The organism is Collinsella sp. HCP3S3_E5 (assembly GCF_052067635.1).
Classification (GTDB): Bacteria; Actinomycetota; Coriobacteriia; order Coriobacteriales; family Coriobacteriaceae; genus Collinsella.
In genome coordinates, this window is the sequence record NZ_JBQHQF010000029.1 from 1 (window position 1) to 21,758 (window position 21,758).

At 59.9% G+C, this 21,758-nt stretch carries 16 protein-coding genes and 1 tRNA gene; 14 read left to right on the forward strand and 3 right to left on the reverse strand.

Features of this window, described 5'->3' with window-relative positions:
* Window positions 1-417: 417 nt before the first annotated feature.
* Window positions 418-1,182 (reverse strand): SDR family NAD(P)-dependent oxidoreductase, encoded by a 765-nt coding sequence (locus ACTM82_RS08080; protein WP_427729159.1) that lies wholly within the window; start codon window positions 1,180-1,182, stop codon window positions 418-420.
* A 199-nt stretch (window positions 1,183-1,381) separates the two neighbouring features.
* Window positions 1,382-2,725 carry a homoserine dehydrogenase gene (locus ACTM82_RS08085; RefSeq protein ID WP_441055633.1) on the reverse strand — a complete coding sequence of 448 codons (1,344 nt, stop codon included), beginning with the start codon at window positions 2,723-2,725 and terminating at the stop codon, window positions 1,382-1,384.
* Between the two features lie 250 nt (window positions 2,726-2,975).
* On the opposite strand from ACTM82_RS08085, the gene ACTM82_RS08090 reads away from it, so the two are divergent.
* The 8 genes from ACTM82_RS08090 to ACTM82_RS08125 all read left to right on the forward strand — a co-directional run bounded on the left by ACTM82_RS08090 (window position 2,976) and on the right by ACTM82_RS08125 (window position 10,875).
* A complete protein-coding gene (locus ACTM82_RS08090; RefSeq protein ID WP_441055635.1) occupies window positions 2,976-4,142 on the forward strand; it encodes an ABC transporter substrate-binding protein in 1,167 nt (388 codons plus the stop codon).
* Between the two features lie 269 nt (window positions 4,143-4,411).
* Window positions 4,412-5,599 carry an ABC transporter substrate-binding protein gene (locus tag ACTM82_RS08095; protein ID WP_427719715.1) on the forward strand — a complete coding sequence of 396 codons (1,188 nt, stop codon included), beginning with the start codon at window positions 4,412-4,414 and terminating at the stop codon, window positions 5,597-5,599.
* Window positions 5,600-5,738: 139 nt separating this feature from the next.
* The gene (locus tag ACTM82_RS08100) at window positions 5,739-6,620 is read left to right on the forward strand and encodes a branched-chain amino acid ABC transporter permease (protein WP_154517188.1); all 882 of its coding nucleotides are present in this window, start codon (window positions 5,739-5,741) and stop codon (window positions 6,618-6,620) included.
* Window positions 6,621-6,629: 9 nt separating this feature from the next.
* Window positions 6,630-7,709, forward strand: a complete 1,080-nt coding sequence (locus ACTM82_RS08105; RefSeq protein WP_427719716.1) for a branched-chain amino acid ABC transporter permease — start codon at window positions 6,630-6,632, stop codon at window positions 7,707-7,709.
* Window positions 7,699-8,559 (forward strand): ABC transporter ATP-binding protein, encoded by an 861-nt coding sequence (locus ACTM82_RS08110; protein WP_427719717.1) that lies wholly within the window; start codon window positions 7,699-7,701, stop codon window positions 8,557-8,559. Before ACTM82_RS08105 ends, ACTM82_RS08110 begins: the two co-directional genes overlap by 11 nt.
* The gene (locus ACTM82_RS08115) at window positions 8,560-9,273 is read left to right on the forward strand and encodes an ABC transporter ATP-binding protein (RefSeq protein WP_229770701.1); all 714 of its coding nucleotides are present in this window, start codon (window positions 8,560-8,562) and stop codon (window positions 9,271-9,273) included.
* A 123-nt stretch (window positions 9,274-9,396) separates the two neighbouring features.
* Complete coding sequence (locus ACTM82_RS08120; RefSeq protein ID WP_441042492.1) at window positions 9,397-10,074, forward strand: copper homeostasis protein CutC; 678 nt, start codon at window positions 9,397-9,399, stop codon at window positions 10,072-10,074.
* 3 nt (window positions 10,075-10,077) lie between these two features.
* A complete protein-coding gene (locus ACTM82_RS08125) occupies window positions 10,078-10,875 on the forward strand; it encodes a DUF4931 domain-containing protein (protein ID WP_441055637.1) in 798 nt (265 codons plus the stop codon).
* A 30-nt stretch (window positions 10,876-10,905) separates the two neighbouring features.
* On the opposite strand, the gene ACTM82_RS08130 is transcribed toward ACTM82_RS08125, so the two are convergent.
* Window positions 10,906-11,904: a bile acid:sodium symporter family protein gene (locus ACTM82_RS08130; RefSeq protein ID WP_441055639.1), complete on the reverse strand. Its 999-nt coding sequence runs from the start codon at window positions 11,902-11,904 to the stop codon at window positions 10,906-10,908.
* A gap of 275 nt (window positions 11,905-12,179) precedes the next feature.
* Here ACTM82_RS08130 and recJ point away from each other — a divergent pair, with 275 nt between their 5' ends.
* The 6 genes from recJ to ACTM82_RS08160 all read left to right on the forward strand — a co-directional run bounded on the left by recJ (window position 12,180) and on the right by ACTM82_RS08160 (window position 21,486).
* Window positions 12,180-15,467 (forward strand): single-stranded-DNA-specific exonuclease RecJ, encoded by a 3,288-nt coding sequence (gene recJ / locus ACTM82_RS08135; protein ID WP_441055641.1) that lies wholly within the window; start codon window positions 12,180-12,182, stop codon window positions 15,465-15,467.
* A 14-nt stretch (window positions 15,468-15,481) separates the two neighbouring features.
* Window positions 15,482-17,842: a RelA/SpoT family protein gene (locus tag ACTM82_RS08140; RefSeq protein ID WP_154517206.1), complete on the forward strand. Its 2,361-nt coding sequence runs from the start codon at window positions 15,482-15,484 to the stop codon at window positions 17,840-17,842.
* 86 nt (window positions 17,843-17,928) lie between these two features.
* The gene (locus ACTM82_RS08145; RefSeq protein ID WP_441055643.1) at window positions 17,929-18,612 is read left to right on the forward strand and encodes an MBL fold metallo-hydrolase; all 684 of its coding nucleotides are present in this window, start codon (window positions 17,929-17,931) and stop codon (window positions 18,610-18,612) included.
* A gap of 194 nt (window positions 18,613-18,806) precedes the next feature.
* Window positions 18,807-19,673: a class II fructose-1,6-bisphosphate aldolase gene (fba, locus tag ACTM82_RS08150; RefSeq protein WP_441055645.1), complete on the forward strand. Its 867-nt coding sequence runs from the start codon at window positions 18,807-18,809 to the stop codon at window positions 19,671-19,673.
* A gap of 253 nt (window positions 19,674-19,926) precedes the next feature.
* A complete protein-coding gene (locus tag ACTM82_RS08155) occupies window positions 19,927-21,360 on the forward strand; it encodes a transglutaminase-like domain-containing protein (protein WP_441055647.1) in 1,434 nt (477 codons plus the stop codon).
* 39 nt (window positions 21,361-21,399) lie between these two features.
* Window positions 21,400-21,486 (forward strand) — tRNA-Leu (locus tag ACTM82_RS08160).
* The last annotated feature ends 272 nt before the right edge of the window (window positions 21,487-21,758 follow it).

The following is a 21,758-nucleotide window of genomic DNA, read 5'->3' on the forward strand; positions in this document are numbered from 1 at the left end:
GGTGAGCCCGGCGCCGCGAAGCGCCCTGGCCCTCTCCACCATTCTCCTACTGTATGCCATGCGGACTCCGTTCCGGACCTCAACGGTCCAACTTTTTGTCCGCAGTCCCACGTCCGGAGTGGGATGCGGTTTCCGCTTTGGACTCCTGCCGGAAAGCGCGTCCCAGTCTGAAGGTTCAAAATGGGATGCGCTTTCCGAATCAAAGGCCTTGCGGAAAGCGCGTCCCAGAATTGGCGTTCAAAACGGGGCGCATTTTCCGAAACATGGCCCTGAGGGAAGCTGTGTCCCGTTCTGAGCTGAAATACCGGGACGCAGTTTCCCTTTCAAACAGAACAAGGCGCGCTGCCTGCGGTTGATGCAGGCAGCGCGCCTTTTGCGTTGGGCCTCGTTGAGGTTCGAAGTCGTGGCTTGCGACCTTTAGGAGCGGGCGGCTCCGTCGACGGGGAGCACGGCGCCCGTGACGTAGGAGGACATGTCGCTCGCCAGGAAAACAAAGGCGTTGGCGACATCCTCGGGCTCGCCCATGCGACCCAGCGGAATGGTGGCGATGATGGGCTTGATGACCTCTTCGGGCAGGTTGGCGACCATATCGGTTTTGGTTACGCCGGGTGCGACGGCATTGACGCGAATGCCCATGGGGGCGAGCTCGCGCGAGAGCGACTGGACCATGCCGTTGACGGCAAACTTGGACGTGGGGTAACCGACGCCGGAGGGCTGACCGTACTTGGCGACCATCGAGCTCGTGGTGGTGATGGTGCCGCCGTGGCCGGCCTCGGTCATAATCTTGGCGGCCGCCTGGTGACCGTTAAAGACAGCGACGACGTTAAGGTCCATGACTTTGGCGAACTCCTCGGCCGTGTAGTCCAAAAGCGGCGAGCGCTGGGAGATGCCGGCGTTGTTGACGACCGTGTCCAAGCCGCCCATGTCGGTTGCAGCCTGGGTAAAAGCCTCGGTCACGGCCTCGAGTGAGGTGAGGTCGCAGGAGCGGCCCCAGACCTTGGCGTCGGGATAGGCGGCCGCCAGCTTCTCAACGGCCGCGTCGGCAGTCTCCTGGCGCGAGCCAAAGACGGTGACGGCGGCACCCTCTTCGATAAAACGGCAGGCGATGGCATAGCCGATACCGCGCGTGCCTCCGGTGACGATTGCTTTCTTGCCCTCGAGCAACATAGTGCTTCCTCTCATCGCGGGCGGACATTCTCAGCACAGCGTAGCGGTAGCCGGAATCGACCGCGTTTGCATATCGGTGAACGGTGGCGCGCGTTACCGATGAGCGGCTCGCGCAAATGTGCTCTGCCGTTGTGCTTAGGGCAGGAGGCAAAAGGGCTCCCGTCCCACATCGGACGCGAGCCCTCAAAGCGCGTATTGCTGGGCGAGCGTTGGGTTAGTTGGCCATGACGCCTTCGGTCCAGGCCTCAACATCCTCGATGCGCAGGACGTTGGCGACCTCGGCCACGCAGTCGACGCTGGCAAGCTCGGCGGCGGCAGCCTGGACGTCCTTCTCGAGCGCGCGGTGCGTCAGGAAGATGACCGAGCAGGTATCGCTGGCGCCCGACTTGCCATCCTCGACCTGGTTGATGAGCGAGATCGAGATGTTGTGCTTGGCAAAGATATCGACCGTCTCGGACAGGGCGCCCACGCGGTCGGCGACCTTCAGGCGCACATAATACTTGGTCTGGAGTTCGTCCATGGGCTTAAAGGCGAGGTTGTGGCCATAGGGTTCAATCTCGGGCAGCGGAGCCACGCCGCGGCTGATCTGCTCGGAGAGCGACAGGATATCGCCCACGACGGCACTCGCGGTGGGGAAGGAGCCTGCGCCGGCACCGTAGAACATGGTCTCGCCCACGGCATCGCCTACCACGTAGACAGCGTTCATGGCGCCGTTGACCTTGGCGAGCATGTGGTCGGCGGGAATCAGCGTGGGATGCACGCGGACGTCGACGCCGGCGTCGGTGTTGCGGGCGATGCCGAGCAGCTTAATGGTGTAGCCGAGCTCGCGGGCCTGGGCGATGTCCTCGGCGCCGATGGTACGGATACCCTGCTGGTACACATCATCGGTGGTCACGCGGGTGCCAAAGCCGATGGAGGCGAGGATCGCCGTCTTGCTGGCGGCGTCGAAGCCGTCGACGTCGGCGGACGGGTCGGCCTCGGCATAGCCCTTGGCCTGCGCGTCGGCAAGCACGTCGGCGTAATCGGCGCCCTCGGCGTCCATGCGCGACAGGATATAGTTGGTGGTACCGTTGAGAATGCCGGCGATGGTCAGGATCTTGTTGCCCACCAGGTCGTGCTCGAGCGTGCTCACGATGGGGATGCCGCCGCCGCAGCTGGCCTCGCACTTAATCTGCACGCCGCACGCGCGCGCCTTCTCGGCGAGCGTCTCGACATGACGGCCCAACAGGGCCTTGTTGGCAGAGACGACGTGCTTGCCGTGCTCAAAGGCCGTGGTGAAGATCTCGGTCGCGGGATGCTCGCCGCCGATCAGCTCGACGACGATATCGACGGCGGGGTCGGTAACGACGTCATGCCAGTCACTCGTAAAGGCCTCGCGCTCAATACCGGCTGCCTCGGCCTGCTCCCAGGCAAGCGCGCAGGCGCGGGTCAGCTTAAGGTCGATGCCGTAGGCGGCCAGGTACTCATCGTGGTGGCTCTTGATCAGACGGGCCACGCCGCCGCCGACGGTTCCCAGACCGATCAGACCGACGTTCACGGTGCGCAGGGGTTCGCTCATAGATAGCTCCTTCGTGCATCTTATAGATTGATTGATCAAGTAATGTTGAGTGCATTCTAGCGTGAACCGAGAGCGCGTGCTCGCCAGGCAACAGGAGTCGCACAAAACGGCACCCCCGAAACGCTGCGGAAACATTGGAAACATGCTCGCTACAAACGGAACTCCGTAACAAACTGTCAACGTTTGCGCCATAAGGTTTGCCCCGTACCGCAAGACGGCCGCACCGCGGCCAGCGAAAAAGGGGGACACCATGTTCAACATCAACAGCACGCTCAGCCGTAGGAACTTTCTCGCCGGCGCCGCGGCGCTCGGCAGCGCTGCCACACTCGCTGGTTGCTCGTCGGGTGGCTCGGACGGCGGCTCCGCCGATGACGGTAAGACCTTCAAGATCGGTGTCATCGGCCCTCTGACCGGCGCCGCGGCAACCTATGGCGTTTCGGCCGAGAAAGGTGCCAAGCTCGCCGCCAAGGATTTCTCGACCAAGGATCTCAAACTCTCGCTTAAGTCCGAGGATGACGTCGCCGACGGCGAGAAGGCCATCAACGCCTTCAATACCTTGTGCGACTGGGGCATGCAGGCGCTCGTCGGCCCCGTCACAACTGGTGCCGCCGTCGCCGTCTCGGGCGAGATCGCCGACGATATGCTCATGGTCACGCCTTCGGCCTCGTCGCTCGACGTCACCAAGGATAAGACCACGGTCTTTCAGGTTTGCTTCACCGATCCCACCATGGGCGCCAGCGCCGCGAAGTTTTTGGCCGAGAAGTATGCAGACGCCAAGATCGCCCTGTTCTACAACTCCGGCGATACGTATAGCTCGGGCGTTGCCGACGCTTTTGCCGAGCAGGCCAAGGCGTCCAAGCTCGATATCGTCGATACCGAGACCTTTAAGGACGACTCTTCCACGAGCTTTACCAACCAGCTCACCAAGGCCAAGGAGGCCGGCGCCACGCTTATCTTTGCCCCGATCTATTACACGCCGGCGTCCGTCCTGCTCAAGAACGCCAAGGACATGGGCTACGAAATGACCCTCATGGGCACCGACGGCATGGACGGCCTGCTCTCCGTTGAGGGCTTCGACACCTCTCTTGCCGAGGGCGTGCTGCTCATGACCCCGTTCTCTGCCGACGATGAGAAGAACGCCGACTTCGTCAAGGCATATAAGGACGCCTACAACGAGACGCCCAACCAGTTTGCCGCCGATGCTTATGACTGCATCCACGCGATTGTCGAGGCAATCGATGAGGCGGACATCGACATTACGGTCGACGGCGCCGACATTGCCGGCGACCTTGCCAAGGCTATGCGCAAGATCAAGATTGAGGGCCTGACAGGCGAGCTCACGTGGAACGACGAGGGCCAAGTCGAGAAGCCCGCTACGGCCTATGTGATTCAGGACGGCAAGTACATCGCCGCCTAAGTGCATATAACGAGACCGGTGGGGCCATGTTATTCAGGGCAGGAAAGCTTGTAACAGAACGGAAACATTACTTTCACACAATAAAGTCGCTAAACTGTATAAACCGACAGAAATACGCATAATTATGGATAAATGGACAAGGCAAAAGAAAAGTTGAAATAATCGCCACTTTTCTCAACTAAAGCGTCTACTATTTTGCGAACGCCGAAGACGGCGGAGGATGGCCTGTCGGGTAACCGAAACCCGACGAGATTTGAGAGGAGAGCCGCATGTCGAGCCTCACCGGTAAGTCATTGAACCCTGTTATGAATCGCAGGAGCGTTATCGCGAGCGCAGCAGGTCTGGGGGCGATGTCCATTCTAGCTGGCTGCTCCTCCAACGGCGGCGACAGCGGTTCCGCTTCGAGTGACGCTTCGTTTAAGATCGGCACCATTGGCCCGCTGACCGGTGCCGCCGCGTCTTACGGCAAGTCCGTTACCCAGGGCGTCGAGCTTGGCTGCAAGGACTTCTCCACCAAGGAGCTGCCGCTTGCCAGCAAGGCCGAGGACGACCAGGCCGACGGCGAGAAGGCCGTCAACGCCTTTAATAACCTGCTCGACTGGGGCATGCAGGCCCTCGTCGGCCCGACCACCACGGGTGCGTCGGTTGCCGTTGCCGCAGAGTGCAGTAACGACCCCAAGACATTCATGATCACCCCGTCCGCGTCCTCCGAGGACGTCACCGACGGAAAGGATTGCGTCTTCCAGGTTTGCTTTACCGACCCCAACCAGGGCGTCAACGCTGCCAAGTTCCTGGCAGAGAAGTATGCGGACGAGAAGTTCGTGCTGTTCTATAACTCCGGCGACGCTTATTCTTCGGGCATTGCAGATTCCTTTAAGGCTCAGGCCGCTGAGTCTAAGCTCGAGATTGTTGACGAGGAGACCTTTAAGGACGACTCCGCTACGAGCTTTACCAACCAGCTGACCAAGGCCAAGCAGGCCGGCGCCACCATGATCTTTGCGCCGATCTACTACACGCCGGCGTCCGTCCTGCTCAAGAACGCCAAGGACATGGGCTACGACGTCAAGATGATGGGATGCGACGGCATGGACGGCATCCTGGGCGTCGAGGGCTTCGACACCTCTCTTGCCGAGGGTCTGCTGCTCATGACCCCGTTCTCCGCCGACGACGAGAAGAATGCCGACTTCGTCAACGCTTACAAGGATAAGTACGGCGATACCCCCGACCAGTTTGCCGCCGATGCCTACGACGGCGTGCACGCGGTGGCCGAGGCCCTCAAGGAGGCCGGTCTTGGTGTCGACGCCGACCCGACCGAGGTTGCCGAGAAGCTGCCCAAGGCTATGCTCAAGATTACCGTTGACGGTCTGACCGGCAAGCTCTCCTGGAACGACAAGGGCCAGGTCCAGAAGGATCCTACGGCGTATGTCATCACCGACGGCAAGTACGTACTGGCCTAATAGGCCGCCTTACATAGAGCGGTTTTGATCCCAAGCAGGGGAGGTTTTCGCCTTCCCTGCTTGCTTGGTATCTGGGGACAACGTAACGTCCCTGTTTCATACATCAACTGGAAACCTATTCGAAAGGGGGATGTGGAACATGACGGTCTTTATCCAATACCTGGTCAACGGCCTGTCCATGGGCAGCGTCTACGCCATCATCGCGTTGGGCTACACCATGGTCTACGGTATCGCCAAGATGCTCAACTTCGCTCACGGCGATGTCATCATGGTCGGTGCCTATGTCTCGTTCTGCGCCACGTCGTATCTCGGCCTTCCGGGCTGGGCATCTGTAGTTCTCTCTTGTGTGGTCTGCACGGTTCTCGGTGTTCTCATTGAGGGTCTGGCCTATAGGCCGCTGCGCCAAGCAGGCCCGCTGGCCGTTCTGATCACGGCCATCGGTGTGTCCTACTTCCTGCAGAATGCCGCGCAGCTTCTGTGGGGCGCCACGCCCAAGAACTTCACTTCGCTCGTCACCTTCCCGGTGCCGGAGTTCTTGGCCAAGTTCAACGTAAGTGCCGTCTCGCTCGTCACCATCGTCGCCTGCCTGGTTATCATGGCCGGTCTGATGATCTTTACAGGTAAGACCAAGATGGGCAAGGCCATGCGCGCCGTGTCCGAGGACAAGGCCGCCGCTCAGCTCATGGGCATCAACGTCAACCGCACCATCTCGATGACGTTCGCCATCGGCTCCGCCCTTGCCGCCATCGCCGGTGTGCTCCTGTGCTCCTACTCGCCGGTTCTGCAGCCCACCACGGGCGCCATGCCTGGCATCAAGGCCTTCGACGCTGCCGTTTTCGGCGGCATCGGCTCCATCCCCGGTGCCTTTGTCGGCGGCATTCTCATCGGCATCATCGAGGCGATGGCGCAGGCTTACATTTCCACGAGCCTTGCCAACTCCATCGTCTTTGGCGTTTTGATCATCGTCCTGCTCGTCAAGCCTGCCGGCCTCTTGGGCAAGTACGTACCCGAGAAGGTGTAGGTGAGCGTTATGAAGTTTCTTACAGACAAGCAGACGCGTCACGACTTTGTCACGTACGCCATGTGCGTTGTGGCGTTCGCCATCGTGTTCTTTATGCAGTCTAACCACATGATTCCGCGCATGATTGTCGGTCAGCTGGTTCCCATCACGGCCTATATCGTCATGGCCATCTCGCTCAACCTCGTCGTCGGCATCGCGGGTGACTTGTCGCTGGGCCACGCGGGTTTTATGAGCGTCGGCGCCTATACGGGAATCGTCACCGCCGTCGCGCTGGAGAGCGCCGTTCCGTCTGACCCGGTGCGTCTGATCATCAGCATTGTGGTCGGCGCTATCGCCGCTGCCATTCTGGGCTTCCTGATCGGTATTCCGGTTCTTCGCCTGAGCGGTGACTACCTGGCCATCGTAACCTTGGCCTTTGGCGAGATTATCAAAGAGATCGTTACCTGCCTCATTGTGGGCGTCGATTCCCGCGGCCTGCACGTGATCTTTAACATCACGGGCAATTCCACGATCGACGACCTACACCTGCTCGAAGACGGCACCGCTATCATCAAGGGTGCCCAGGGCGCATCTGGTGTTTCGACCTACTCGACGTTCCTTGCTGGCGCCATCCTGGTTATGGTTGCGCTCGTGATTGTGCTCAACTTGGTCCGCAGCCGCACCGGTCGTGCCATCATGGCCGTGCGCGATAACAAGATCGCTGCCGAGTCCGTGGGTATCTCCGTCACCCAGTACCGCATGATCGCCTTCGTGGTTTCCGCCGCTCTCGCCGGTGCTGCCGGAGCCCTCTTCGGCGGTAACTTCTCGCAGCTCTCCGCCACTAAGTTCGACTTCAACACGTCGATTCTCATTCTGGTGTTCGTGGTCCTGGGCGGTCTGGGCAACATGCGCGGTTCCGTCATCGCGGCGGCGCTGCTCACGGTGCTCCCCGAGCTGCTCCGTCAGTTCTCGGACTACCGCATGCTCATCTACGCCATCGTGTTGATTCTGGTCATGGTCTTTACTAACAACCCGCAGCTCAAGGCGTTCTTCGCGCGCATTAAGGACCGCTTTGCTTCCAAGAAGGAGGTGGCAACCGATGCCCAGTAAGTTTGAGTTCAACAAGGGCAAGATGGTCCCGTATCCTTCTGGCGCCATCGTTCCCGACCGCGACCTGGGCGAGCGCCCGGCGCTCGAGTGCATCCACCTGGGCATTGAGTTCGGCGGCCTTAAGGCGGTCGACGACTTTAGCCTGACCATCGGTAAGACCGAGATCGCCGGTCTCATCGGCCCCAACGGCGCCGGCAAGACCACGGTCTTCAACCTGCTCACCAAGGTGTACCAGCCCACGCACGGCACCATCCTGCTCGACGGTGAGGACACCTCGGGCAAGTCCGTCTACCAGGTCAACCGCATGGGTATCGCTCGTACCTTCCAAAACATCCGCCTGTTCAACACCATGACGGTGGAGGACAACGTAAAGGTCGGCCTGCACAACCAGGAGCGCTACTCCGGCTTTGAGGGCGTGCTGCGCCTGCCGACGTATTGGAAGCACGAGAAGGCCGCCCATGAGCGCGCCATGGAGCTTCTGTCTATCTTTGATATGGAACATCTGGCAAACGAGCAGGCCGGCTCGCTACCTTACGGCGCTCAGCGTCGTTTGGAGATCGTCCGCGCGCTTGCCACCAATCCCAAGCTACTACTGCTCGACGAGCCTGCCGCCGGCATGAACCCGTCCGAGACTGCGGAGCTCATGGCGAACATCGTCAAGATTCGCGACACCTTTGGCATTGCCATCATGCTCATCGAGCACGACATGTCGCTTGTCATGAATATTTGCGAGGGTATCTGCGTGCTTAACTTTGGCAAGGTCATCGCCAAGGGCACGGCCGAGGAAATCCAGAACAACGAAGCCGTTATTGAGGCTTATCTGGGCAAGCAGGATAAGGGGGAGAACTAAATGGCAGAGCCGATGCTTTCCGTCTACAACATCAACGTCTGGTACGGCGCCATCCACGCCATTAAGGACATCTCCTTTAACGTTAACGAGGGCGAGATCGTTGCCCTGATTGGCGCGAACGGCGCCGGCAAGTCCACGACGCTCAAGACTGTCTCGGGCCTGCTTCGCTCCAAGACCGGCTCCATCAAGTTTATGGGCGAGGACATTATCCATACGCCCGCCGACAAGCTGGTTGGCAAGGGCCTGTCTCAGGTACCCGAGGGGCGTCGTGCCTTTTTGCAGATGACGGTCGAGGAGAACCTGGAGATGGGTGCCTATACACAGCCCAAGTCCACGGTTGCCCCGGGCCTCGAACGTGTTTACGAGCAGTTCCCGCGCCTGAAGGAGCGCCGTCGCCAGGTGGCCGGCACCCTTTCGGGCGGCGAGCAGCAGATGCTCGTTATGGGTCGTGCCCTTATGAGTAACCCCAAGCTGCTCATGCTCGACGAACCCTCCATGGGTCTGGCGCCGATCCTGATCGAGCAGATCTTCCAGATTGTCGAGGATTTGCACAAGGCCGGCACCACGGTGCTCCTGGTCGAGCAGAACGCGCAGATGGCGCTTTCCATCGCCACACGCGGCTACGTGCTCGAGACCGGCAAGATCACCATGACCGGCACCGGCCAAGAGCTGCTGCACGACGACAACGTCCGCAAAGCTTATCTTGGTGGTTAATCCATCCAGTAATTGGGGCGCTGACCAACTCGGTCAGCGCCCCTTTTGAAATGATCCGTTGGCTTGGTATTTAAAGTGCGACAATGCCGTGTGGAAATAGAAGTGGCATCTGGGGGTCTATCTATGCTGTACGAGTTTTGTGCCGAGAACTTTGAGCGGGTGCCGGCGGCCATTGCGGCCGGTGCGGGACGCATTGAGCTGTGCGACAACCTTGCGGTTGGTGGCACCACGCCCTCGGCCGGCGTTATCAGCGCTACGACCAGCTATGCTCGCGAGCACGATGCACGGGTGATGTGCATGATCCGTCCGCGTGGCGGCGACTTTCACTACAACCAGGACGAGCTGCGCATGATGGAGATGGACTTGGGCCTTGCCGTAAGTGCCGGCGTCGATGGCTTGGTCTTTGGCTGCTGCAAGCCTTGTGCCGGCGGATGGGCGCTCGATGAACTTGCGTTGGGCGCCCTTGTGATGGCTGCGGGCTGCGCGACCGAGGAGTGCAAGCGCGAGCCCATCGACATCACCTTTCACATGGCGTTTGACCAGCTCTCGCCCGAGGCTCAGCTCGACGCGATTGACACGCTCGCCGACTGCGGCATAACGCGCATCCTGACGCATGGCGGTGCCGCCGGCACGCCGATTGAGGACAACCTGGAGCATCTGTCGCACCTTATCGACTACGCGAACGATCGCCTGACCATCCTTCCCGGCGGCGGCATTTCCACGGCCAACCGCGACACCGTGGCTGCGGCACTGGGCGTCTCCGAGCTCCATGGCACCAAGATCGTGCCGCTGGAGGTATAACCCGTGCCCCTGGTATTTGACGTTCAGCAGGCGAGCGGGAAGCCCGACGACAACCGGCGCCCTGGCACCGCGTGCCCCTTTTGCGATACCGAGGAACTCGCCAATATCATCCGGCGCGACGGTGACTGTATCTGGCTCGAGAATAAGTTCAAGACCCTGTGCGCCACCCGTCAAACCGTGCTGATCGAGTCGGCCGACCATGACGCAGACCTGGTGACCTATGCGCCGGACGAGCTGCATCATGTGATGCGGTTTGCCCTGGGTTGCTGGCAGCAGATGATCGATTCACGGCAGTATCGAAGCGTGCTCATGTACAAGAACAAGGGTCCGCTCTCGGGCGGTAGTCTCGTTCATCCGCACATGCAGATTGTGGGTTTGGAGCAGGAAGATGGCTATGCTTCGCTGACTTCTGCCAATTTCGAAGGCATCAATGTCTGGCAACAGGGGAGAATTGCGGTCAACATCTCAACCGAACCGATTATGGGGTTCTTTGAGGTCAACGTTTCAGCTCCGCGGGGAATCGCCGCCAGCGATGACACGCGGGACCAAGCCGAGGCGGATCTCTTCGCCGATGCGATCCAGGTAGCTCTGCGTTATATCCTAAACGAGCACCACGGTGGCCGTGCAGAGTCGTACAACTTGTTCTTCTATCACCTGGGCGGTCGGACCATTGCCAAGGCGCTGCCGCGTTGGGTGGTTTCGCCCTACTTTGTCGGCTATCGTTTGGCCCAGGTCAATGCCGAGACGACGCTCGATATCGATGCTGAGCGCCTGCGCGCGCATCTGGAAACGCTCGTATAGCAAGACTAACACCCGCGTAATGCGGACAGCCTAGCGTGCCATGGCGTCGCGGCCGGCCTCGACGCGCTTGCGCTGAGCAGCGCGCTCCTCGCCGGTTAGACGCTCAAAGAGATGCCCGATAAGCGAGGCAAGTACCTGCTGAAACAGCGTTCCGCACATGACGGGAAATACGACTTCGCCCGGAAAGTATTGCGTGGCGATGACGGCGCCCGAAGAGATGTTGCGCATGCCGCAGGTAAAGCACATGGTAGTCGTTTCGCTATACGGCAGATGCAGTGCGCGGGCGACCAGAATACCGACGACAAAGCCGCTGATGGCGAAGATCAAAATAAAGAGGGCGACTTCCAAGCGCACTGCGTTCATGTGCAGCACGTACTCGCTCATGGCGGTGGAGTTCGACGCGATAACACCCATCATCATGAACTTGCAGGCGGGCGAGAGCGCGGGGGAGAGCTTCTCGTGTCCCCATCCGCGCGTGAGTTCGTTAATCACGATGCCGAGCAGGGCGGGGATAGCGATCATGAAGGCCATGTTCTTCATCATGCCCGGCACGTCGATCGAGACGGTGGCGCCCAGCAAGAGCTTAAGCGTGAGCGGAATCGTAACGGGTGAGATAACCGAGGACGTCAGGATGATGGTGAGCGCGAGCGGGCCGTTGCCGCCGAACATGCTAATCCACATAAAGGCAGTGACTGCCACAGGTACGCTGTACTCGAGCACGATACCGCAGACTAGGTTGGGGTTGGAGCCAAAGAACAGCGACCCCATGGCATAGGCTGTTATGGGAATAAGCACCGCCGAGACCAGCAGCGCCAAAATCAGGTGCAGCGGACGGCGGAATACTTCGGCTACCTGATGGAAGGTGTTGCTGAGGGCACCTTGGAACGTCATAAAGGCAAACAGGGTGGGGACGATGGGCTTGAGTACGCCGATCTGCTGGGGAAAGAGCACGCCGAGCGTCACGCAAATCGGAACGATGATCTGCATATGCCCCGCGAGGAACTTACCCAGTCCAACCCATTGTTTCATATGCGCTTGTGACTCCCTTTGCTCGTGAATCCGTTTTGAATGGATATGCTAGACGCTCGCATGCGTCCGTGTGGCTGAAACGCCCGATTATTTCGAGGCTATTACCGCTCTCGTTTATCGAAACCACGGCGTGCTGGACGTTGTGCGTCCGCGCCGCACGGTATAATAAATCCGTTCAACAGATCTGCCTGCCGAAGCGGGCATACACAGAGGACTCATCGCTATGAACCGTGAGAGGTATCGCGGCGACCTGCCCCTATCGGGGGTGGGCGCCTATGTCATCGCTTAAGACAACGCATCGCTGGGCGGTCGCTCAGCAAAACCCCGAGCTCGAAAAGGAGCTTTCGGCTGGCCTGGGCATACCCGGGCTGGTGGCGCGCATTATGGTTGCGCACGGCATTACATCCATCGAGGAAGGCCAGCTTTTTCTGACGCCTTCGCTCGATCGCGACTGGGCGGACCCGCTCGTTATTCCGGGTATGGCGGTCGTCGTCGACCGCGTTGAGCGTGCTATTCGCAGCCACGAGCGCATCGCCGTCTTTGGCGATTTTGACGTCGACGGCATTACGTCGACTTGTCTGTTGACCGAGGCGCTGCGTTCGTTTGGCGCCAACGTCACGCCGTTTATTCCGCATCGTTTTGACGAGGGCTACGGCCTGTCGCGTGCGGCGCTCGACCGCGTTAACGAGCTCGCTCGCCCCCAGCTGATCGTGACCGTCGATAACGGCATTGCCGCCAAGGAAGAGGCCTCCTATCTGGGGAGCCTGGGGATCGATTTGGTGGTCACGGACCATCACGAGCCGTCCGACCAGGTGCCGCAGGGCGTGCCCCTGACCGACCCCAAGCTCGAGGACAAGGGTCCCTCGCGCGAGCTTGCCGGTGCCGGCGTGGCACTCAAGCTGGTGCAGGTCCTGGGCGAGCGTTTGGGCAAGCCGTCGTATTGGCGTTCGCTGATAGAGGTCGCGGCGCTGGGCACCGTGTCCGACATGATGCCGCTTACGCCCGAGAATCGCGCACTGGTCGCCGAGGGCATCCAGCAGATGCGCGCGACGGCCCGTCCCGGCTATATCGCGCTTGCCGCACTTGCCAAGGCCGACCTTTCTACCATTACGGCCGACGGCCTGTCGTTTTCGCTCATCCCCCGTCTGAATGCTGCCGGCCGCATGGCCGATCCCAAGCTGGCGCTCGACCTGCTGCTTGCCCGCGACCCCATCGAAGCGAGCGCGCTTGCCGCCGAGCTCGAGGAAATCAATCGCCAACGCCGCGAGATCGAGGCCGAGCTTACGCGCGATGCCATGGCGAAGGTCGAGGAGACTTATGACGGCGGGCGCGCAATCGTCGTGGGCGGCGAGGGCTGGCACGAGGGCGTCAAGGGCATCGTGGCGAGCCGCTTGACCAATCGCTATCACGTGCCGGCGCTGCTCTTCTCGATCGAGGATGGCGTTGCGCGCGGATCGGGCCGCTCGGTGGGCAAGATCAACCTGTTCGACGCCGTCGAGCGTTGCTCCGACCTGCTGATTCGTCGCGGCGGGCATGCCGGTGCGGTGGGTGTGACCATCGAGGCATCCAAGCTCGATGAGTTCCGCCGTCGCCTTTCGGCCGTGCTATCGGAGCTTCCCGCCGAGGACTTTGAGGACACTGACGAGGTTGCCGCCACCGTTGATCTCTCCGAGCTAAATATCGAGACCATCGAGCAAATTTCCCGTCTTGAGCCGTTTGGCCAGGGCAATAAGGTGCCACTTCTGGCCGCCGAGGGCGTGACGATGTGCGATCGCGCCGTGGTGGGCAAAACCGGCGAGCACATGCGCTTTGTGGCGACCGATGGTGCCGCGAGTGTGCCGGCCATCATGTTCCGCGTGCCGCAGATCGATAGGCTCATCAATTGCGACAGCGCCGTCGACTTGGTGTTCGAGGCCGTGGCCGAGCATTGGCAGGGACGTGTGAAGCCCAAGCTCATGATCAAAGATGTCTTGGTGCGCGATACCGCGGCGCCCAATATCGACGATCCGGCATGTGAGCTTCGCCGCGGCGTGCAACCGGCGGATTCTGGCCTGCGCCTGGAGTCGCGTAAACGCGAGACGCTCGCCCAGCTTTCTTATACCGAGCTCACGCGCTCGCTTATCCATAGCTTTATCGGCTCGAACCAGCCGCATCGCGCGCAGGTCGAGGCACTCGACGCGCTTGCCGACCATCAGAGCGTTTTGGCCGTTATGGGGACGGGGCGTGGCAAGTCTCTGATTTTCCATGTGCATGCCGCGCGCGAGGCGGTTCTTCGCGGGCGTGCGAGCATTTTTGTCTATCCTCTGCGTTCGCTCGTTGCCGATCAGGCCTATCACCTTTCCTCGACGATGGCCGCGCTCGGCATTGGTGTCGGCGTGCTGACTGGCGAGACCGTGGAGGCCGTACGCGATGACGTGTTCGCCGGCCTTGCTTCGGGTCGTACCGGTATCGTTCTCACGACGCCCGAGTTCTTGTCTATCCACCGCGATCGATTTGCGCGTTCTGGACGTATTGGCTTCGTTGTTATCGATGAGGCGCACCATGCCGGTCTTGCTAAGGGTGGTGACCGGAGTGCATACCTCGATATGCCCGATATTCTTAAAGCCCTGGGCGACCCCGTTGTCATGGCGGCAACGGCTACCGCGACGGCTCCAGTTGTGGCAGAGCTTGCTCGCGTATTGCCGATTACCAGCACGGTGGTCGACGAGACCGTTCGCGAGAACCTACAACTCGAGGACGATCGTGACCTTGCGAGCCGTGAAAATCGCCTGGTTTCGATCGTTGCGACGGGGGAGAAGACCGTCATCTACGTGAACTCGCGCGACCAGTCCGTGGCGCTTGCCAAGACGTTGCGCAAACGTGTGCCCGACTGCGCGACCCATATCGCGTTCTATAACGCCGGGCTTGCGCGTTCCGATCGCCGACGCGTCGAGGAGGCGTTTCGAGATGGCAGCCTGAGCTGCATCGTTTCAACCTCGGCCTTCGGTGAGGGCGTCAACCTGCCCGATATCCGCCATGTCGTGCTCTACCACATGCCGTTTGGCGCGATTGAGTTTAACCAGATGAGTGGCCGTGCCGGCCGCGATGGGCAGCCTGCCGTGATTCACCTGCTCTATTCGTCTCGTGACGCTCGTATTAATGAGCGCCTGCTCGATTGTTACGCGCCCGAGCGCGATGAGCTTGTCACGCTCTATCGGGCGCTGCAGACCATGTGGCGCTCCAATCGTGGCAAGACGGGGGACGATTCATTCTGCGCAAGCGATATCGACATTGCGCAGATGTGCCTTGCAATCGACGCGCGCACGCCGGTCGATGAGCGTTCGGTGGCAAGTGGCTTGGGAATCTTCGAAGAGCTCGGTTTCTGTCACGTTTCGGGGTTTGACGATACCCGTCGCATCGCGATGACCGAAAACCCCGGGCGCGTGCAGTTGAGCAGGTCGATCCGCTATTTGGAGGGCTTGCGCTCGCGCATGGAGTTCTCGGCTTTCCGGAGTTGGGCACTCGATTCGTGCGCTTCTGATATGCTTACCAAAATTAACCGCCCGATCGTACCGCGGACCTAGGGAAGGGGACCTCGATGGATGCCGCAGCCCGTACCGCCCATGATTCCGCCCTCCAGCCCTTTTCGGAGATGGAGCACTATACGCATGCCGATGATCTGCCGCCCGAGATTATGGCGGACAGCTACGACAAGCTGGAGCGCCTGTGCCTTAAATATATGAGTGAGGATGACTTCTCCAAGGTGGAGCAGGCCTACTGCTTTGCTGCCGAGAAGCACTGCAACCAAAAGCGGCGCTCGGGTGAGATGTACATTAACCATCCCGTCGAGGTGGCTATCATTTTGGCCGACCTTAAGATGGACTGCGATGTGGTGTGCGCTGCATTGCTGCACGATACCGTCGAGGATACCGATACCTCGCTTGCCGATGTTTCGGGCCTGTTTGGCGAAACCGTGGCAGAGCTCGTCGACGGCGTGACCAAGCTCACCAACATCGAAGTCGACAACATGGACGAAAAGCAGGCGCTTACGCTGCGCAAGATGTTCCTCGCCATGTCCAAGGACATTCGCGTCATCATCGTCAAACTCGCCGACCGCCTGCATAATATGCGCACGCTTGCCGCCCTGCGCGAGGACCGCCGCCTGTTTAAGGCGCGCGAGACCATGGATGTGTACGCGCCCCTGGCCGACCGCCTGGGCATGAGCTCTATCAAGTGGGAACTCGAGGATCTGTCCTTTTTCTACCTTGAACCCGACGCTTACCAGCGCATCGCCCGCATGGTGGCAGAGTCACGCGAGGTTCGCGAACGCTTTCTGGCCGAGACTATCAAGACGCTTACCGATGAGCTCGACCGCATTGGCCTTGAGGGTTTTCAGATCAACGGTCGTTCCAAGCACTATTGGTCCATCTATCAAAAGATGAAGCGCAAGGGCAAGGAGTTCTCCGAGATTTATGATCTGGTGGCGCTGCGCGTCATCACCCATTCGGTGCGCGATTGCTATTCCACGCTTGGTGCCGTGCATACTTTGTGGCATCCCATGCCCGGTCGTTTTAAAGACTATATCGCCATGCCCAAGGTCAATAACTACCAATCGCTCCATACGACGGTTATCGGCCCCACGGCCCGTCCGCTCGAGATTCAGATTCGAACCTACGAGATGCACGAGCAGGCCGAGTACGGCATCGCCGCCCACTGGCTATATAAGAAATCGGGCGGATCGTCTGCCTCCAAGACCAACGACGCACAGCGTCTGGACGATCAGATTAACTGGCTCAAGCACTCGCTCGATTGGGCAGCCTCTGACGAGATCACCGATGCCAAAGAATATCTGCACTCACTGAAGGTCGACCTGTTTGACCAGGAGATTTTTGTCTTTACGCCCAAGGGTGAGGTCATGGCGCTTCGTGCGGGCTCTACACCGCTCGACTTTGCCTACGCTGTTCATACCGAGGTCGGCAACCACTGCGTAGGCGCCAAAATCAACGGTGCGGTGGCCCCGCTCACGCACGAAATCAAGACGGGTGACCGTGTCGAGATCCTGACTAACAAGAGCTCCAAGCCGTCGCGCGATTGGCTCAAGATCGTCAAGACGCCTTCGGCCAAGTCAAAGATTCGCCGTTACTTCGCCGCTGCGACCAAAGACGATGACGCTGCTGCCGGTCGCGATATGCTGGCCAAGGACCTGCGCAAGCGCGGGTACGGCATCTCTACGCCGCGATCCACGCGTGCACTCAATGCCGTGGCGGAGCAGTTTAACTTCAAGCAACTCGAGGACCTGTTCGCAGCCGTTGGCGCGGGCAAGGTCGCCCCGCGCGCTGTGGGCAATAAGGTCGAGCAAATCTTGGATCCCAAGCCCGAGGAGCAGCTCACCAAGGCCGAAGCCATCGCTGAGGTCGTCAAGCAGCCTGCCCGCGGTTCCAACCGCAAACCGCAAAAGCGTGGCAAGAGCGCAAGTAACGGCATTATCGTCAAGGGCGAGAGCAACAGCGGCCTGCTGGTTCGTCTGGCGCATTGCTGCAATCCGGTGACGGGCGACGACATCGTGGGCTTTATCACGCGCGGTCGAGGCGTCTCGGTGCATCGTGCCAACTGCCCCAACGTCAAGGGTCTCATGGAACACCCCGAGCGCATGATTGACGTGGAGTGGGATGGTGCTGCCGATACGCTTTTCCAGGTCGAGATCGTGGTCGAGTGCTTGGATCGTATGGGCTTGCTCAAGGATGTCACCATCGCCATTGGCGATGCAGGCGGAAATATCCTTTCCGCCGCTACCTCGACCAACCGCGAGGGCATTGCGACCCTGCGCTTTATGGTCGAGATTTCGGACGCGAGCGGTCTGGATCCGCTGCTGGCATCCATCAGCAGTGTCGACTCGGTCTATGACGCACGCCGTCTGATGCCTGGCGAGGGTGGGGCTCAGCTTAAGCGTCGCGTATAGGCGTGACGAACGCACAACGGTAATGATATTGGCTACGTTCGAGGCATCGTTTGATGCCTCGACGCTTGTAGAAGGAGGACGTGCTCATGGTCACTGCAGCTTTGGACTTAACCCCTCGGGGTACGGCTTCGATCGAGGCGCTTGTAAACGGCCCCATTCAGACCAACAGTTACGCCGTAATCTCGAGCGGCGAATGCCTGATTATCGATCCGGCCTGGGAAGGTGAGCGTCTTGTGGAACATATCTATGCCAAGCATCCTGACGCGCACGTGCTAGGCGCTGTCTGCACCCATGGCCATGCCGATCACGTAGGTGGCGTTGCCGGAGCGCGAGCCGCCGTCGGTAAGGGTTTCCTATATGAGTTAGGTGCGAAGGACGTGTTGGTATCTCTTGAGAATATCGAGGAGCAGCGAGCGATGTGGGGCATCGATACGCCCGATCCGGGCGAGCCGACGCGATTGCTTGCTGAGGGCGATACGATTGAATTGGGTGATATCTGCCTGCAGGTGATCGAGACGCCCGGTCACACACCGGGTGGCATTGTCTTGTTCGCCGCCACCGAGCAGGGAAGCATCGCCTTTGTTGGCGACACCCTGTTCCCGGGCAGCCACGGCCGCACCGATCTCGCCGGTGGAGACGAGGCGGCGATTCTGCGCTCGCTCTCCAAGCTCGCCCAGCTGCTTCCAGCCGATACCGTTTGTTTAACGGGGCATGGTGATTCGACCACTATGGCGCGCGAGCTCATGCAGAACCCTTTCATGCAGATGTAGCTTTGTAGTCAGCTGCTTAAGCACGAGAAGTGTCCAAACGTCAAGATATTTTCCCCAACGGGCCGATTCCGTAGGGCAAACGGTCAAAAAAAGTCTGTTTGGACGATATTCGTGAACAAACGAACGTTTATGCTCGGGTACGCCGTGGTAAAATCTCATGCGTTATCGGAGCAACCTTACAGGAGGTTTCTTTTATGCTCGTCAACGCAGCAGACATGCTCAAGAAGGCCGAGGCCGGCAAGTATGCTCTCGGTGCCTTCAACACCAACAACCTCGAGTGGACTCTGGCTATTCTCCAGGCCGCAGAGGAGGCCAAGTCTCCGCTGATCCTTCAGTGCACCGCTGGTGCCGCTAAGTGGATGGGCGGTTTCAAGGTCTGCGCCGACATGGTCAAGGCTGCCGTCGAGGCCACGGGTGTTACCGTTCCCGTCGCCCTTCACCTCGATCACGGTTCTTACGAGGACTGCTTCAAGTGCATCGAGGCCGGCTTCACGTCCATCATGTATGACGGCTCTCACGAGGAAACCTTCCAGCTTAACCTCGATCGCACCAAGGAGCTCGTTGAGCTTGCCCATTCCAAGGGCATGTCCATCGAGGCCGAGGTCGGCGGCATCGGCGGCACCGAGGACGGCGTGACTTCCAACGGCGAGCTCGCTGACCCCGCTGAGTGCAAGCAGATTGCTGACCTGGGCGTCGACTTCCTCGCCTGCGGCATCGGCAACATCCACGGCGTGTATCCCGCCGACTGGGCCGGTCTTTCCTTCGAGCGTCTGAGCGAGATCAAGGCTCAGACCGGCGACCTGCCCCTCGTTCTGCACGGTGGTACCGGCATCCCCGAGGATCAGATCAAGAAGGCCATCTCCCTGGGCATCTCCAAGATCAACGTCAACACCGACCTGCAGCTTGTCTTCGCTGCCGCCACGCGTGAGTACGTTGAGGCTGGCAAGGATCAGCAGGGCAAGGGCTATGACCCCCGCAAGCTCCTGAAGCCCGGTCGCGAGTCCATCGTTGCCCGCACCAAGGAGCTCATGGAGGAGTTTGGCTCCGTCAACAAGGCGTAAGTAGCGGTTTAACTTCCCGCCGGAGGCCCCGTTTCCCCTACGCTGTTTCCCTCGCGCTCACCTGGCTTCGCCAGAAGTCGCGCGATGGAATCAGCTCCGGGAAAACGGGGCCTCCTTCGTTAACTCGCTACGGGGTTACTGGGCTGAATTATTTATTTGACTACCGTTCAGCGGTGTTGATGGCTCCCTTGTTGGGGCTTTCTTTTTATGTCGGTACAATGGTCTCGGGTTGTCGTTCTGCGTGGGAGTGGTTATGGCTGTCGTTAATGTTTTGCCTGCCGATGGAAAGGTTGTTGCCGAGGGCCCCGTTGGTTGCTCTGTTGATGTTTGTTGCGATGATTTTCGTCATCTCGACATTGGATTGCCACCTGAGATCCTTCGTCTCAAGGACGCCGGGTACCTGGCGCAGGCTGTTGCGGCTTGCGACCGTCTTTTGGAGCAGAGCCCTGATCCCTCGTTGGCCGCTTGCGTTCGTGCCGAGCGGTATCGCATGATCGAGACGTCGTTTCATTTTTCGGTGTCGCGCGATCAGGCTATTGCGATGATCCGCGAGGAGTGGCCGGAGTTTACCGAGGATCAGTTTGACGACCTAATCGATCGCAAGCGCATCGACTGGCGCTTTATCGATGGTGAACTGTTCGTTCTCGACAACTTCCTTGATTCTTTGCGTGTGTATCCCAAGGAGGTTCCGGGCCTGCGTCCCGATTCTACGGATGGAACTGCGCTGCGCAACCAGATGCTTAAGAAGATGGAATCACAGGGCGGGCTGTCTCGTGCCATTACGCTTAAAGCATCCGTGTCTGTTCCCGGTGCTCTGGAGGGGGAGGCCGTTCGCGCGTGGCTTCCCGTTGCCGCAGCCTGCCGCCAGCAGTCTCATATCGAGATTCTCGATATGACGCCGGAGGGGGTCCTTGCTCCCGCGAACGCTTTGGCGCGTACCGCCTCGTGGGTTTCCTCGGCTGATCGATCGTTCTCAGTGACCTATCGTTATCTGATTGATGCCGCTTATTGCGATATCTACGGGGGAGCGCTTCCGGCGCATCCGTGTATGGACGCGCCGCTGCCCAAGGATATTTCCGAGGACCGACCGCATATTGCATTCACGCCGTATCTGCAGCAGCTGACCGAACATGTTATCGATGGTCTCGAGGATCAGCTCGACCGCGCTCGGGCTATCTATGATTATTTGACGCATCATATCGACTATCGATACCAGCCACCGTATCTGCTTCTGGGCTCTATCGCCGATGACTGCGCGCATTCGCTTCGCGGTGATTGCGGTGTTATGGCACTCACGTTTATCACCATGTGCCGCATCGCCGGCGTGCCCGCACGTTGGCAGAGCGGCCTGTACGTTGCGCCCGACTCGGTGGGCTCGCATGACTGGGCGGAGTTCTATACACCGCAGACGGGTTGGCTTAACGCCGATGTCTCGTTTGGATCCTCGGCACGCAGGATGGGGGAGGAATGGCGCCGCCGCCACTACTTTGGCAACCTCGATCCATGGCGCATGGTGGCAAACTGTCGGTTCCAGGCAGAGTTTGAACCCGTCTTTGACGGTATGCGTGAGGACCCCTACGATAACCAGATGGGCGAGGCCTCGGTCGAAGGTCGCGGATGCCGCCAGCGCGAGATGCTCCGCACGGTCGAACTCATCGAAATGCTCGAAGTTCCATTTTCGGACTAATCTACGGAAAGCTGTGATAAACTAACTCACGCAATACGTGCCCGAGTGGCGGAATTGGCAGACGCAGTGGACTCAAAATCCACCGTTGGCAACAACGTGCGAGTTCGAGTCTCGCCTCGGGCACCATACATGCAAAAGAGCGTTCGAGGGGGTCGAGGCCCCCTTTTTCGTGCCGAACTCGCGTGAGCGCGCGGAGCGTTAAGCAAACAGGCCTGTGGCCTGTTTGTAGCGGAGCGTGGCGAGGGCGCCATGCGCCCGAAGCCCGGGGCTTCGCGAAGCGAAGGCCCTTCGAGTCTCGCCTCGGGCACCATACATGCAAAAGAGCGTTCGAGGGGGTCGAGGCCCCCTTTTTCGTGCCGAACTCGCGTGAGCGCGCGGAGCGTTAAGCAAACAGGCCT

Bases quoted from the DNA above. Each gene is read 5' to 3' on its own strand.
- ACTM82_RS08095 (WP_427719715.1), top strand. From the start codon at position 4,412: ATGTCGAGCCTCACCGGTAAGTCATTGAACCCTGTTATGAATCGCAGG.
- ACTM82_RS08140 (WP_154517206.1), top strand. From the start codon at position 15,482: ATGGATGCCGCAGCCCGTACCGCCCATGATTCCGCCCTCCAGCCCTTT.
- fba (WP_441055645.1), top strand. From the start codon at position 18,807: ATGCTCGTCAACGCAGCAGACATGCTCAAGAAGGCCGAGGCCGGCAAG.
- ACTM82_RS08090 (WP_441055635.1), top strand. From the start codon at position 2,976: ATGTTCAACATCAACAGCACGCTCAGCCGTAGGAACTTTCTCGCCGGC.
- ACTM82_RS08100 (WP_154517188.1), top strand. From the start codon at position 5,739: ATGACGGTCTTTATCCAATACCTGGTCAACGGCCTGTCCATGGGCAGC.
- ACTM82_RS08110 (WP_427719717.1), top strand. From the start codon at position 7,699: ATGCCCAGTAAGTTTGAGTTCAACAAGGGCAAGATGGTCCCGTATCCT.
- ACTM82_RS08085 (WP_441055633.1), bottom strand. From the start codon at position 2,725: ATGAGCGAACCCCTGCGCACCGTGAACGTCGGTCTGATCGGTCTGGGA.
- ACTM82_RS08080 (WP_427729159.1), bottom strand. From the start codon at position 1,182: ATGAGAGGAAGCACTATGTTGCTCGAGGGCAAGAAAGCAATCGTCACC.
- ACTM82_RS08105 (WP_427719716.1), top strand. From the start codon at position 6,630: ATGAAGTTTCTTACAGACAAGCAGACGCGTCACGACTTTGTCACGTAC.
- ACTM82_RS08155 (WP_441055647.1), top strand. From the start codon at position 19,927: ATGGCTGTCGTTAATGTTTTGCCTGCCGATGGAAAGGTTGTTGCCGAG.
- ACTM82_RS08130 (WP_441055639.1), bottom strand. From the start codon at position 11,904: ATGAAACAATGGGTTGGACTGGGTAAGTTCCTCGCGGGGCATATGCAG.
- ACTM82_RS08115 (WP_229770701.1), top strand. From the start codon at position 8,560: ATGGCAGAGCCGATGCTTTCCGTCTACAACATCAACGTCTGGTACGGC.
- ACTM82_RS08145 (WP_441055643.1), top strand. From the start codon at position 17,929: ATGGTCACTGCAGCTTTGGACTTAACCCCTCGGGGTACGGCTTCGATC.
- recJ (WP_441055641.1), top strand. From the start codon at position 12,180: ATGTCATCGCTTAAGACAACGCATCGCTGGGCGGTCGCTCAGCAAAAC.
- ACTM82_RS08120 (WP_441042492.1), top strand. From the start codon at position 9,397: ATGCTGTACGAGTTTTGTGCCGAGAACTTTGAGCGGGTGCCGGCGGCC.